The organism is Roseibium sp. MMSF_3412, from assembly GCF_030733265.1.
Classification (GTDB): domain Bacteria; phylum Pseudomonadota; class Alphaproteobacteria; order Rhizobiales; family Stappiaceae; genus Roseibium.
In genome coordinates, this window is the sequence record NZ_JASHJI010000009.1 from 105,072 (window position 1) to 118,266 (window position 13,195).

General features: G+C 59.1%; 12 protein-coding genes. 7 read left to right on the plus strand and 5 right to left on the minus strand.

What is annotated here, in order from left to right:
• The first annotated feature begins 63 nt into the window (after nucleotides 1-63).
• The 7 genes from RBB49_RS16840 to RBB49_RS16870 are packed head-to-tail and all read left to right on the plus strand — an operon-like array spanning nucleotide 64 to nucleotide 8,792.
• Nucleotides 64-2,277, plus strand: a complete 2,214-nt coding sequence (locus tag RBB49_RS16840; RefSeq protein ID WP_306144012.1) for a NosR/NirI family protein — start codon at nucleotides 64-66, stop codon at nucleotides 2,275-2,277.
• Nucleotides 2,278-2,306: 29 nt separating this feature from the next.
• Nucleotides 2,307-4,217, plus strand: a complete 1,911-nt coding sequence (gene nosZ, locus RBB49_RS16845) for a TAT-dependent nitrous-oxide reductase (protein ID WP_306144013.1) — start codon at nucleotides 2,307-2,309, stop codon at nucleotides 4,215-4,217.
• A gap of 3 nt (nucleotides 4,218-4,220) precedes the next feature.
• Nucleotides 4,221-5,504 carry a nitrous oxide reductase family maturation protein NosD gene (locus RBB49_RS16850; RefSeq protein WP_306144014.1) on the plus strand — a complete coding sequence of 428 codons (1,284 nt, stop codon included), beginning with the start codon at nucleotides 4,221-4,223 and terminating at the stop codon, nucleotides 5,502-5,504.
• The gene (locus RBB49_RS16855; protein WP_306144015.1) at nucleotides 5,501-6,406 is read left to right on the plus strand and encodes an ABC transporter ATP-binding protein; all 906 of its coding nucleotides are present in this window, start codon (nucleotides 5,501-5,503) and stop codon (nucleotides 6,404-6,406) included. Before RBB49_RS16850 ends, RBB49_RS16855 begins: the two co-directional genes overlap by 4 nt.
• Nucleotides 6,407-6,409: 3 nt before the next feature.
• Complete coding sequence (locus tag RBB49_RS16860; protein ID WP_306144016.1) at nucleotides 6,410-7,240, plus strand: ABC transporter permease; 831 nt, start codon at nucleotides 6,410-6,412, stop codon at nucleotides 7,238-7,240.
• Nucleotides 7,237-7,785 (plus strand): nitrous oxide reductase accessory protein NosL, encoded by a 549-nt coding sequence (locus RBB49_RS16865; RefSeq protein ID WP_306144017.1) that lies wholly within the window; start codon nucleotides 7,237-7,239, stop codon nucleotides 7,783-7,785. The genes RBB49_RS16860 and RBB49_RS16865 overlap by 4 nt, the downstream gene beginning before the upstream one ends.
• A complete protein-coding gene (locus tag RBB49_RS16870) occupies nucleotides 7,782-8,792 on the plus strand; it encodes an FAD:protein FMN transferase (RefSeq protein WP_306144018.1) in 1,011 nt (336 codons plus the stop codon). Before RBB49_RS16865 ends, RBB49_RS16870 begins: the two co-directional genes overlap by 4 nt.
• Before the next feature lie 70 nt (nucleotides 8,793-8,862).
• Here the strand turns inward: RBB49_RS16870 and RBB49_RS16875 are convergent, their stop codons facing one another.
• The 5 genes from RBB49_RS16875 to nirJ all read right to left on the minus strand — a co-directional run bounded on the left by RBB49_RS16875 (nucleotide 8,863) and on the right by nirJ (nucleotide 13,195).
• Complete coding sequence (locus RBB49_RS16875) at nucleotides 8,863-9,216, minus strand: hypothetical protein (protein ID WP_306144019.1); 354 nt, start codon at nucleotides 9,214-9,216, stop codon at nucleotides 8,863-8,865.
• A 99-nt stretch (nucleotides 9,217-9,315) separates the two neighbouring features.
• The gene (locus tag RBB49_RS16880) at nucleotides 9,316-9,564 is read right to left on the minus strand and encodes a hypothetical protein (RefSeq protein WP_306144020.1); all 249 of its coding nucleotides are present in this window, start codon (nucleotides 9,562-9,564) and stop codon (nucleotides 9,316-9,318) included.
• Nucleotides 9,561-10,430, minus strand: a complete 870-nt coding sequence (locus RBB49_RS16885; protein WP_306144021.1) for a CbiX/SirB N-terminal domain-containing protein — start codon at nucleotides 10,428-10,430, stop codon at nucleotides 9,561-9,563. The genes RBB49_RS16880 and RBB49_RS16885 overlap by 4 nt, the downstream gene beginning before the upstream one ends.
• Before the next feature lie 37 nt (nucleotides 10,431-10,467).
• Nucleotides 10,468-12,000 carry a nitrite reductase gene (locus RBB49_RS16890; RefSeq protein ID WP_306144022.1) on the minus strand — a complete coding sequence of 511 codons (1,533 nt, stop codon included), beginning with the start codon at nucleotides 11,998-12,000 and terminating at the stop codon, nucleotides 10,468-10,470.
• Complete coding sequence (nirJ, locus tag RBB49_RS16895; protein WP_306144023.1) at nucleotides 11,975-13,195, minus strand: heme d1 biosynthesis radical SAM protein NirJ; 1,221 nt, start codon at nucleotides 13,193-13,195, stop codon at nucleotides 11,975-11,977. Before nirJ ends, RBB49_RS16890 begins: the two co-directional genes overlap by 26 nt.

Sequence of the window (13,195 nt, forward strand, 5' to 3'; positions counted from 1 at the left end):
TCGCCGGGTGGAAACCCGAAAATCGCTCCAACGTCATGATTGACCTTTGCGGGAGCGCTCAGCGTGCATCCTCTTTCTTTTATACTCCGATACGTCTGGCTGGCCGTCTGTTTGACGCTTGCGATTGCGGCCGCGCCCGTGGCCAGCGCGGCGGACGCGGAAATTGAGCGCTTTCTTGAAAAGGTATCGCCCGGAGACATGGTTCCGGGAGCGGACAGTTTCGGGCCGCTTCGAGACGACGTGCCTGTCGTGCCGGCCCTCAAGGGGGCAGATACCGTCGGCTGGGTTTTCCTGACGTCGGACTTTGTGTCCACCACCGGCTATTCCGGCAAACCGATCCATACACTTGTGGGCGTTGATCCGGACGCGGTTGTGACCGGTGTCCGCTTGGTCAAACACTCCGAACCGATCGTTTTGATCGGGATACCGGAGGCAAAGGTCAGGGCCGTCACGGAAGGATACGCCGGGCTCGATCTCAAGGCGGAAGCAGCAAGCGGCGGTTCGGCGCACGAACTCGACATCATTTCCGGTGCAACCGTGACCATCATGGTGATCGACGACTCCATCGTCCGTGCGGGCTTGAAGGTGGCCCGGTTGCTCGGTCTTGGCGGTCTTGCGCCACAAGTCGCCGAGGCGGGGCCGAAGAAAGAGATAGATACCGGACGGCAGGACATTCTTGACTGGATGACGCTGACAGGCGACGGATCCGTGCGCCGAATGTCGTTGGACGTCGCGCAGGTGAATGACGCATTTGCGCAGCAGGGCGACCGGCGTGCGATTTCACGCCCGGAAATGGGGCCGGACACCGATACGTTCATCGATCTTTATGTGGCGCTTGCGGACGTTCCGACAATCGGTCTTTCTCTACTAGGCGACGCAGAATACACCAATCTCAAGAAACGCCTGAAGGACGGCGAGCACGCGCTCCTCGTGATGTCGCGGGGGCGCTATTCCTTCAAGGGATCCGGGTATGTCCGGGGCGGCATCTTCGACCGGATCCAGATGATCCAGGACGACGTTTCAGCCCGGTTCTTCGACAAGCAGCACGCCCGCGTTGGTGAAATCGCGGCGGACGGCGCGCCCGCCTTTGTCGAGATGGACCTCTTCGTCATTCCCGCCGATATCGGGTTTGATCCCGCCAGGGACTTTCGGCTCCAGCTCCTCGTCCAGCGTGCCGTCGGGCCGATTGACAAGGTGTTCCTGACATTCGACCTCGGATACCGGTTGCCGGACAGCTACCTGAAAGAGGTGCCGGTTTCGGCATCAGGACAGCAGACGGATCTGCCGGTTGCCACCGCGTCATTGACCGGTGATGAGGACGCCGCTCCGCTCTGGCAACGGATCTGGAAGGACCGCCAGACCGATATTGCCATCCTGGCTGCCGCCATCATCGTACTCACGCTGGTTTTCTTCTTCCAGATGCAGGTAACCCGGCACGAGCGTTTCACGTTCTGGTTCCGGATCGGGTTCCTGACGTTCACGCTGGTCTGGCTTGGCTGGATCGAGAACGCCCAGCTTTCGGTCGTCAACGTGATGGCGTTCTTTTCCTCGCTGACCGGCCAGTTCAGCTGGGATGCATTCCTGATGGATCCGCTGGTCTTCCTGCTTTGGTTCTCCGTTGCCGCCGCGCTCCTGTTCTGGGGCCGCGGGGCATATTGCGGCTGGCTTTGCCCCTTCGGTGCACTCCAGGAGTTGACGAACAGGCTCGCGAAACTGGTCCGGATCCCGCAGATCGAAATGCCGTGGGGTCTGCACGAGCGCCTCTGGCCGCTCAAATACATGATCTTCCTGGGTCTCTTCGGACTGTCGCTTTATTCGCTGGACGGCGCGGAGCAGTACGCCGAGATCGAGCCTTTCAAGACTGCGATCATCCTGAAATTCCAGCGCGCCTGGCCCTTTGTTCTGTTCGCCGTGGCCCTGCTGGCAGCCGGTCTCTTCATCGAGCGGTTTTATTGCCGGTATCTGTGCCCCCTCGGCGCGGCTCTCGCGATTCCTGCGCGGCTCAGAATGTTCGACTGGCTCAAGCGCTACCGCGACTGCGGCAATCCGTGCCACCGCTGCGCCAAGGAGTGCATGGTCCAGGCCATCCATCCGGAAGGCAACATCAATCCAAACGAGTGCCTGAACTGCCTGCATTGCCAGGTTCTTTATCAGCACGATCAGAAATGTCCCGTTTGCATCAAGAAGCTCGCCAAGAGGCGGCGTTTCGAAAAGCAGACCGGGCTTGGAAAACCGGAGGCGACGGCCAAAACGGTCACGCCGGAGCCGGTTGTCTAACCTTCAAAGGGCAAACAAGGAGATCAGCCATGAAGGAGAAAGAAAACCATATGGGCGTTTCCCGCCGGGACCTTTTGGGAGGAACCGCGAAAACGGCCGTCGTGGCCGGAATGGGTGCTGTTGCCGTGACCGGAGCCCAACCCGCCTTGGCTCAAGGCGATCATCAGAAATTCGAAATGGCGCCGGGTGAACTCGACGAGTACTACGGCTTCTGGTCCTCTGGTCAGACTGGCGAAGTTCGCATTCTGGGCGTTCCGTCCATGCGTGAACTGATGCGTATTCCGGTCTTCAACCGCTGCTCGGCAACGGGTTGGGGCCAGACCAATGAATCACTGAAGGTTCTCACGGAAGGTCTCCTGCCGGAAACGAAGGCTTATCTGGCGGCGCAGGGCAAGGTCACCTATGACAACGGCGATCTGCACCACCCGCACATGTCCTTCACGGATGGCACATATGACGGCCGCTACATCTTTGCAAACGACAAGGCGAACACGCGGGTTGCGCGCATCAACTGCACCACGATGAAGTGCGACAAGATCATCGAGATCCCAAATGCGCACGACATCCACGGCATGCGCCCGCAAAAGTATCCACGCACCGGCTACATCTTTGCCAACGGTGAACACGAAGCTCCGCTCGTCAACGATGGCAGCATTCTGGACGATCCAGATCAGTATGCCTGCATCTTCACCGCCATCGACGGCGACGAAATGAAAGTTGCCTGGCAGGTGATCGTTTCCGGCAACCTGGACAACACGGACGCGGACTATCAGGGCAAATATGCGTTCTCAACAAGCTACAACTCGGAAATGGGCACCAACCTTGCCGAGATGACTGAAAACGAACTGGATCATTGCGTCGTCTTCAACATCAAGGCGATCGAAGAAGCCGTTGCCGCTGGCAACTACCAGGAGATGAAGGGTGTTCCGGTCGTCGATGGACGCAAGGAAGCCAAGTCCCAGTTCACGCGCTACATCCCGATACCGAACAGCCCGCATGGCTGCAACGCTGCGCCGGACAAGAAGCACATTGTCATCAATGGCAAATTGTCTCCGACAGTGTCGATCATCGATGTCACCAAACTTGATGCGCTGTTCGACGACAATGCCGACCCGCGCTCGGCAATCGTCGGTGAACCGGAACTGGGCCTCGGGCCGCTCCACACCGCGTTTGACGGCAAGGGCAATTGTTTCACGACGCTGTTCCTGGACAGCCAGGTGGTGAAATGGAACATGGACAAGGCCATTCAGGCCTATGCGGGTGAAGCCGTTGATCCGATCATATCCAAGGTCGATGTGCATTATCAGCCGGGTCACAATTCCACATCTATGGGCGAGACTGCAGAAGCAGACGGCAAATGGCTGATTTCGATGAATAAATTCTCCAAGGACCGTTTCTTGAACGTCGGTCCGCTGAAACCGGAGAATGAGCAGCTCATCGACATATCGGGCGACGAAATGACGGTGGTTCACGACGGCCCGACTTTTGCCGAGCCGCATGACAGCATTATCGTGCATCGCTCGAAGGTGAACCCGGCGATTGTCTGGGACCGCTCCGATCCGAGCTTCGTGGATGCCATCAAGCAGGCCGAAGCGGACGGTGTCGACCTCGAATACGCTGCCGATGTCATTCGTGACGGCAACAAGGTGCGCGTCTACATGCACTCCGTCGCGCCAACATTCAGCCTCGAGAAATTCACGGTGAAGCAGGGCGACGAGGTCACGGTCTATGTTACCAACATCGACGATATCGATGACCTGACGCACGGTTTCTGCCTCGCGAATTACGGTGTCGCGATGGAAGTCGGGCCCCAGGCGACCGCGTCGGTCACGTTCATCGCCGAACGGCCGGGCGTCCACTGGTTCTATTGCCAATGGTTCTGCCACGCGCTCCACATGGAGATGCGCGGTCGCATGTTTGTTGAACCCAGGGGAGCTTGAGACATGCAATGCGCCCTGCGAATTCTGGCTCGCGGCATCGCTTCGGTCTGTACAGTTGTTGCGGGCTGTGGACCGCTGGCAGCTGCAGACTGGACAGTTCCGGCCAGGGAGGGCGCGTTGCAGCAAATCCTGCAAGACGCGCAAGCCGGGGACATCCTCCGGCTTGCGCCAGGCGATCATGCCGGCCCGTTGACGGTGGACAGGCCGGTGACGCTCGACGGTGGCGGCAAGGCCCGTATCGTCGGCAACGGCGAGGGGAGCGTAATTACCGTGACCGTGCCGGGTGCGACGATCCAGGGGCTGACCCTGACCGGGTCAGGACTCTCACATGAAACGCTCGATGCCGGCGTCAAGCTGACCAAGAAGGCGCACGGCGCCGTCGTTCGAAACAACCGTATCATCGACAATCTGACCGGAGTGGACGTTCACGGCGCGCGCAACGCCATTGTCTCGAACAATCTCATAGAGGGCCGGCGAGATTTGCGCCGGAACGAGCGCGGCAACGGCATCTATGTCTGGAATGCACCGGATCTGCTTGCGGAATTCAACACCATCCGTTTCGGCCGGGACGGTGTCTTCGTCAATACCAGCCATAGGGACACCTTCCGCGGCAATCTTTTCGAGGAACTCCGGTTCGCCGTCCACTACATGCACGGCAACAGCGGCGTGATCGAGGACAATGTCTCCAAAGGCAACGACATTGGATATGCGCTTATGTTTTCGGACCGCCTGACGGTTCGCAACAATGTCTCGATCGGCGATCGCAACCACGGCCTCATGCTGAACTACGCCAACCGGGCAAGGATCTCGGGCAACCTTGTGTCCGGTGGCGGTGAGAAGTGCCTCTTCATGTACAACGCCAACAAGAACAGCGTATCGGACAACCACTTTGAAGGCTGTCCGATCGGCATCCATTTCACGGCGGGATCGGCCAGGAACACATTCCAGGGCAATGCCTTCGTCCGCAACAGGACACAGGTGAAGTATGTCGGCAGCCGAATGCTCGACTGGAGCACGGACGGGCGCGGCAACTACTGGAGCGACCACGCTGCATTCGACATGAATGGCGATGGTCTCGCTGACACCGCGTACCGGCCTAACGACATGGTCGACCAGGTTCTGTGGACGCAGCCGTCCGCCAAGCTGCTGATCGGCAGTCCTGCCGTTCAGCTCCTGCGTTGGACGCAGTCCCAGTTTCCGGCCCTGTTGCCGGGCGGGATCGTCGACAACGCCCCGTTGATGCATCCGCCCGTTCGCCATACGCCAAATGCAGGAGTTCAGGGATGACCCGGTCTACCCTTGCTGTTCGCTCGGTCACGAAACGCTTCAAAAGCCACGTCGCCGTCGACCAGGTGTCGTTTGAACTTGAACCCGGCACACGGGTTGCGCTTCTGGGGCACAACGGTGCCGGGAAAACCACGCTGTTCAAGATGATCCTGGGTTTCCTGAAGCGGGACGGCGGCGAGATCTCCGTTCTCGGGTCCTCTCCCGGCAGCAGGGTGTCCCGGCAGGGAGCAGCTTACTTACCCGAGTCAGTCGCGTTTTCCGGCGCTCTGACCGGCGCGGAAATCATCCGCTTTTATGCGCGCCTGAAGGGCGAGAATGTTGCCCGTTCCCTTCAGTTGCTGGAGAGGGTCGGTCTTGCCGATGCCGCAAGACGGCGGGTGAACACCTATTCGAAAGGCATGCGCCAGCGTCTTGGCCTGGCACAGGCGCTGATCGGAAAGCCTCAGCTGGTTCTTCTCGACGAGCCGACCACGGGTCTGGATCCGATTTCCAGACAGAATGTCTACGAACTGATCGGCGAAATAGCCGATCAGGGCGCGACCGTCCTGCTGTCGTCTCACGCCTTGACGGAACTGGAAGCCCGGACAGACAGGGTCCTGATCCTGTCAAAGGCGAAACTCGTCGCCGATGACGAACTCGGCACATTGCGAGCCCGGGCCGGCCTTCCGATCAGGTTGAAGGTCTGGACGAAACCGGGGGCGGTTCGGGAAGTGGCCGAACATCTCGGGGCAGGAAAAATGAACGGACGATCCGTGGAGCTGGATTGTGGCATGGACGAGAAGGTCCGGACGCTCTCGGCGATAAGTGCGCTCGGCAATCTGGTCGAGGATGTCGATGTACATGCGCCGAGCCTCGATGACGTGTACCGGCATTTTTCAGACACATCGCGAAAGGAGGCATGAGCCATGTTCTCCCGAATTCTCACGATCGCACAACAGGAAGTCCGGATTGGCATCAGGAACCGCTGGGTCCTGCTGGCCACACTGATACTCGCGGTTTTCTCGCTGGCTCTGGCCTTGCTTGGGTCCGCGCCGGCGGGAACACTTGGAATAGACAGGTTGACGATCACTGTCGCCTCTCTGGCAAGCCTGTCCGTTTATCTCGTTCCCCTGATCGCGCTTCTGCTCGCCTTTGATGCGGTTTGCGGCGAGATCGAGCGCGGCACCTTGCTCATGACCTTCTCCTGCCCGATTTCGCGCACGGAGTTCTTGTTTGGAAAAGCCATCGGGCATGCGTTCGTGCTCACTATTGCTCTAGTCGCGGGCTACGGCCTTACGGCTCTTGTCCTCGTGGCATCGGGAACCGGTTCGCTATCCGGGCTGACAGACTTCACACGGCTGATTGCAACATCCGTGCTCCTCGGCATCTGTTTTCTTGCACTCGGTTACGTGCTGAGCGCGCTGACCCGTCAGTCGGGAACGGCCGCTGCATTGGCGATCGCCGCCTGGCTCCTCCTCGTTGTTCTTTACGACCTCGCACTTTTGGGCGCACTTGTCGCCAATCCGAGAGGCATATTCGCATCGCAGGTTTTCCCTTACGCGGTTCTCTTGAACCCGGCCGATGCTTTTCGGCTCTTCAATCTGGCGGCACTTGGGGCCAGTGACCTTGTTGGAGGCATGGCAGGTGTTGCGGAAACATTGCCGTTCGATCCTGCATTCGCACTTGTGTCGCTGGTTGTCTTCGCCGGCGCCGCGCTGGCAGCGTCGGCCACACTCATCCGGAGGATCACGCCATGAAACGAAGGTTCATTGTTCTCCTTGCGCTCGGGCTCCTCGCAGCGTGCCAGGAAGAGGTTGGGATTGTGAAACCGGCGGCTATTGCCCTGACACCCGAGGCCGCGGGGCACTACTGTCAGATGACAGTCCTTGAGCACGACGGTCCGAAGGCACAGATCCATCTCACCGGAAATCCGTTTCCATTCTGGTTCACACAGGTGAGGGATGCGGTTGCCTTCATGCATTCCCCGGAAGAACCCAAAAACATCGCCGCGATCTACGTCAACGACATGGCAGTGGCGCGCAGCTGGAAGGAGCCGGGTTTTGAAAACTGGATCGAAGCAGAGGCGGCCTGGTTTGTCGTTGGCAGCAGACAGACCGGCGGGATGGGCGCGCCCGAGACGATACCGTTCGGAACTGAAGAGGGCGCAAAGGCATTCGCCGCCGCCAACGGCGGCCGCATCCTTCGCCTCCATGATATCCCTGTTGACTACGTATTGGCGCCGGTTGAGCTCTCGTCAAACGCACAACTGAAGCCGGATCATGCCGATGGGGTGGGGCAATGAACCAGCCAGTTTCTGCACCTGGACGACTGAGCCGCCGTCGCTTCATCACGATCAGCGCGGCGGTTGCCGCAGGGACGGTTTTGCCCTTGCAAAAGGCGAGTGCTGAACCTGCGCTTCACACCTGGCGCGGGATCGCGCTTGGTGCGAAAGCCGAAATCAATCTGTTGCACGACGACGCCGGGAGAGCCCGGAGACTGTTCACCACGATCGAGGCGGAAATCAGAAGACTGGAGAGCATATTCAGTCTCTACGAGCCACAAAGCGAGTTGAACCGCTTGAACAGCACCGGGCAACTTTATGCCCCATCCCTGGAAATGCTGGAGATTCTCAGTCTGTCGCAAAGCGCACACTTCGCTACGCAAGGCGCTTTTGATCCGACGGTTCAGCCGCTCTGGAGCCATTATGCGCGTCTCGCCACCGGAGATCAGACTGGCGACTTCAAAGCGGCGTTGGCCTGCGTCGGGTTCGACCGTGTCCGGGTCCGTCCCGACGAAATCCGCTTTATGAAGACCGGTATGGCGATGACACTCAACGGTATCGCTCAAGGTTTTGTAACTGACCGCGTCACAGCGATTTTGGAGCGGGAAAACTGTGTGAACATGGTCGTGGAGATCGGTGAAATCGCGGCTCGAGGCACCGCATCCGAAAAGAATGGGCCTGACGAAAGCGGGTGGCCGGTCACGCTTCACCCAGATCCGTTCCTGACCGGCTCACGATCGGAAATTCATCTTGCCAACGCGGCGGTTGCAAGCTCGGCACGCCTAGGAACGACATTCGATCCGGACGGATCGCGTTCCCACATTCTGGATCCAAGAACCGGACATCCCGTCGACACCGGCCTGGCGGCCACGAGTGTTGTTGCACCGAGCGCAGCACTCGCGGACGCGCTTTCAACAGCCGCACTCGTCAGCGGTGAAACTCAGCTGCTGCATGCGTTGAAAGGTTTCCGGCCTGCACGCGCATTTGTCGTGCGCGATGATGGGTCCACGTCCTGGTTGTCGGCGTAGCACCAGGGGAAAAGGGCCGCGCATAGCAATACCGGCACCTTTTCCTGCACAACAGCTTTTTTTTTTGTCGTCATCGACGCAATGTGCGACTGCGGGCGGTCAGCACAATCAGGGCCCAGACGGCCGTTCTGAACAGCATCGCCACGAGTGTTCTGAGTTCATAGGCGCCCCCCATCGCGATATGCAAAACCAGGCCAGCCAGTACTGTCGCGGAACAGGCAAGGATAGCGATCGACAACCAAACCGCCCAGTGGCGGTTTCGCAACAATCCAAACCCTGCGGCTACATATGGGAAACCGGCGAAGAAATTGAACCAAAGCACAAATTGAACGATGTTTCCGGCCGCTTCCGTGATCTCGTTGCCGCCGAAAAGAACGAGTCCGCCAGACAGAATTGTCAAGAAGCCGAAGACGATTGCGAACAAGGCAACAGGCGCAGATACGGTGCTTTTCGTCGGCGTGTTTGTCAAAATCGGCTCCTTGCCATGGCAGGATGTTACCGAACCGGTTTTTGGTATCGTGCGTCAGTCCGAAAACGACTTCCCGTCAGCCTCGTCCATCAATCCACGCACCCATCTGGCGGCCCACCAGGTGGCGGGAATTCCCAAAGGAATGCTGATCCATATGGCCGTTAGTGGCGAAATCGCCGGCAACCCGAGTGAAATGCCGATCAGCCCCAGAAGAAAGAGATTGATTGCGACCGCCGCCGCCGTGAACGGGTAAAGCAGCAAGGCGAGTTTTTTCACCGACCATGTGCTGTCTGTTGCGGTCATGCTGCTTGCCTCTTCATAGAGGATTGGAGATTTTGAAGTTTTTTCAACAGTGACGCGACAACTCTTAACCTGTTGTGAGAGCCGCGACTGGGCTCGTCACACCGCTCAATTCCGTGATTTGTCATGCCCGGAGCGACCGTTTCCGCATCAATCTCCACACCGGCAGATTGATGTTCCACGGTGCGGTGTTGGCTGACCGGGTCGAAATTATTCGCTTTCAGCCAGGCAGTGCCCAGACTGTGAGCGATGAGTTCCGCAATGAAATCAGCCTCTCCGACAGCCGGGAGCAGCACGCCCTTGAAACCACCTTCGGCGAGGGCATCGGGAATGTCCTCCGTCAGATGAGATCCGGTTCCGGCCAGAAACGGCAGGAGAAGCGTTCGGGGAGTGCTCACCTGCGCAACCCTTGAAAGAAACGGTTCCTGCGCGAGAAAACCCGTGTGGATCTTCTTTTTGAAGGGTATCAGGGCGCGCACGCGTTTTGCGAAATAAAGGGCGCAGTCAGCTGCGGCCGAGCCGGTTTCGGAGCCATGTGCCGCAATCATGACGTCACAGGAATTCAACGACCAGCCATGTCGCTCTGCCGCCTGTTTCAACAGTTTGACGGTCCTGTGCGGCAACATCGGATGAAGACCGAGAGGGCTGAGCTGCCGGACCTCACGGCTACCTGTGCGTTCCGGCAACGCCTTTTTGGTAAACCAGCCGTCTGCCATGAAGACGGGATAAAGAAACGGGACGCTGCCAAATGCCGCCAACTCCCGTTCGAATGTTCCCGGAGTTGCCAGAGTGGCGGACCGGACATCCCAACCCGGAAGCCGCAGCTTTATCTGCTGTGCCAGTTGCTGAAGCTGCGACTCGCCCGCCATCCGACTAGACGGCTGACCGTGCGAAACGATCAGGGCTTCAGTGACTGGTTCCCTCCGAAAAGGTGATCTTGTTCCAGACATTGTATTTTCCCGAAGGTTTCTTCATCGGCAAACGCCTTATTTCTTCAAGCGTTTGCGCGTCGTAGACGATCATGGCACCTTCGTCTTCCCAGATGGAGACGAGGGCATGCCTGCCGTTGCGGGTGAACTCGACATGCGCGACGGTCGCGCCTTTCTCCGGCCGCAGGGTTTTCACGATCTCAAGGCTCTGCTTGTCGATCACATGCATGACGTCCCTGTTCGGACCGAAGAAGACATCGACCCAGACGTAGGGCGAGTTTTCATGGCTGCGCATGAAAAAACCCGGCCCCAGCGTCTCGATGCGTTTCACCGTCTTCCAGGTCTGCATGTCGATCACGGAGACAGCATTGTCCTTGAGGTGAGGGGTCGCCATGACGGTCGTGTCGCCATGTTGCCAGGTGATTCCGGACCCGAGATGCGGCATGCCCGGCAGGTCGAGATCAGCGGTTTTCTGCCCGATGACCAGGTCGATGACCTGGCCGCCCGCACCACTGCGCGAAGCCCCCATGACGTATTCGTAGCTCTGATCGAAAAAGAAATCGTCAAGATAGTCGGGCGTTGTGATCTTGCGAACAGGAAAAGGCTTGGTGTGCGGGGCAGGGCCTTCTATCCGCCAGTCATGGGCAAAGCCGTAATGCGGCGGGTTGGGGCCGTAGAAAACCTCCCAGATCTCTGGCACATCCTTCAGCGCCAGAACAAAGCTCTTGCGTGGTGGCGCCTGATAGACCGCGGAGATCCTGCTTGGGGTACCGTCCTTGCCCTTGATTTCTTGCACCGCCGCGACGCTCAGGTTTTCGGCGGCAAGGATTGTCAGGGTGTTTGGCAGATAGTTGGCGACGGCAATCCATTTGCCATCATGGCTCATGGCGATATTGCGGCTGTTGAGCCCGGCGCGAATGCGCCCGACTTCCTTGAGCGCATAGAGGTCGTATTTCTGGACCCAGCCGTCACGGGACATGATGAAGACGTAGCGGCCTTCGGGGCTGAATTTCGGCCCGCCATGCACCGCGAAAGGAGTCGGAAATCGGTCAAGTGTCTCGAACGTGTCGCCATCAAGCACGCTGACGTGGTGATCTCCGGTTTCGACGGCAAGCGTGATGTTCATCGGGTCAGAAGACCAGACGGGCTTGTTCGCCGGCTGATAGTCTTCGTTGAGAATGCGGCTGGCCATGATCTCTTCAGCCCCCCAAGGCGGGACATCGACCAGCGGCTCCTGCAGGAAGGCGGCAAGTGCGTCAATGCGGCTATCGCTCATGAGGTCGCCGAAGGCCGGCATTTGCGTTGCCGCGCGGCCGTCCCGGATCACGGAGACAAGGTTGGGTCCGCGCATCCGCCCGAGTGTCTGCGGAATGAGGGCAGGGCCGATGCCGCCGAGGCGATTGACGCCGTGGCATTCCTGGCAGTTTTCGGCATAGTCCACAACCGGATCCGCGAACGGGGCGGACACGGTCATCAGAAGAGCGCTAAGCGAAACGATGAGCCGGGTCATGGCGTTTTCCTCTGAAGGGTGTAACGGCCAGGCGTTCGCACGGGTCGCCGATGAGGCCGATCTCGTTGTCGTCGAGATAGCAGGCCGGGTCCTCTGCCCAGGGATCGCCCGTCAGCTGCAGCGCGCGGATGCGCGTGTTGCCGCCGCAGACGTCCTTAACCGTGCAGGAGCCGCACCTGCCTTTCAGGGGCCTCGGCCGTGTCCTGAGCTGTTTCAACACGGGATCGTCACCGGACCAGAGCTCGGAGAAAGGCTTGTCCTTCACGCTGCCGACCGTGTAATCGGACCAGTAGGTGTCCGGATGGACATTGCCGAGCGTATCGATATTGGCGACGCCGAGTCCGGACGCATTACCGCCCCAGGCGGCTAAATGGTTGCGGACATGGTCAGCGATTTTATTGCTGAAGTTTGCGCGCACCCAGTGCAGGAAATAGACCGCGTCGGCGTCATTGTTGCCGGTGACGATATCGAGTTTCCGCCCACCGCTGACGCCGGCCCACGCGCGGTCAAGCAAGAGGTCCATTGCCCAGCGCGACCGCTTGTGTTCCGCATCCTCTCCGCGGTTCTTGTCACCGCGCCCGGCATAGACAAGGTGCGACAGGTAGAATTTGTCGACATCCTCGTCGTCGCAGAGTTTCAGAAGATCTGGCAGATGCTTGTGGTTTCCTTCGGTCAGTGTGAAACGCAGCCCGACCTTGATGTTCCGGGCCCTGCATTCACGAACCCCGCGAAGAGCAGCCTCGTAAGCGCCTTCAACACCACGGAACCAGTCATTTGTCGCGCCGATGCCGTCAATTGAAATGCCGACATAGTCGAAGCCGATCTCCGCGACGCGGTCGAGCGCATCACCTTTAAGTTTTGTGCCGTTGGTCGAGAGCGCAAGCATACGCACGAATTTGCGTGCGCGCGTTGCGATCTCGAAGAGATCGCGCCGGTCGAGTGGCTCGCCGCCTGACAGGATCAGGGCGGGGATCTTGAAGCGGCCGAGATCTTCCAGCGTTTCCATGGCCTGTTCGTGTGTCAGCTCACCCGGAAAATCGACATCGGCGGACACCGTGTAGCAATGCCGGCATCTGAGATTGCAGCGGCGTGTCAGGTTCCAGATCACGACCGGTTTCACCGGTCCATTGCTTGCCCGCCTGCGAACCGGTGTCGGATTGGTGATCTGCTGCATGTACTCCGTCAGACGAAACAT

Coding starts and splice junctions, on each gene's coding strand:
- nosZ (WP_306144013.1), top strand. CDS start 2,307: ATGAAGGAGAAAGAAAACCATATGGGCGTTTCCCGCCGGGACCTTTTG.
- RBB49_RS16850 (WP_306144014.1), top strand. CDS start 4,221: ATGCAATGCGCCCTGCGAATTCTGGCTCGCGGCATCGCTTCGGTCTGT.
- RBB49_RS16855 (WP_306144015.1), top strand. CDS start 5,501: ATGACCCGGTCTACCCTTGCTGTTCGCTCGGTCACGAAACGCTTCAAA.
- RBB49_RS16860 (WP_306144016.1), top strand. CDS start 6,410: ATGTTCTCCCGAATTCTCACGATCGCACAACAGGAAGTCCGGATTGGC.
- RBB49_RS16865 (WP_306144017.1), top strand. CDS start 7,237: ATGAAACGAAGGTTCATTGTTCTCCTTGCGCTCGGGCTCCTCGCAGCG.
- RBB49_RS16870 (WP_306144018.1), top strand. CDS start 7,782: ATGAACCAGCCAGTTTCTGCACCTGGACGACTGAGCCGCCGTCGCTTC.
- RBB49_RS16880 (WP_306144020.1), bottom strand. CDS start 9,564: ATGACCGCAACAGACAGCACATGGTCGGTGAAAAAACTCGCCTTGCTG.
- RBB49_RS16885 (WP_306144021.1), bottom strand. CDS start 10,430: ATGGCGGGCGAGTCGCAGCTTCAGCAACTGGCACAGCAGATAAAGCTG.
- RBB49_RS16890 (WP_306144022.1), bottom strand. CDS start 12,000: ATGACCCGGCTCATCGTTTCGCTTAGCGCTCTTCTGATGACCGTGTCC.
- nirJ (WP_306144023.1), bottom strand. CDS start 13,195: ATGTTTCGTCTGACGGAGTACATGCAGCAGATCACCAATCCGACACCG.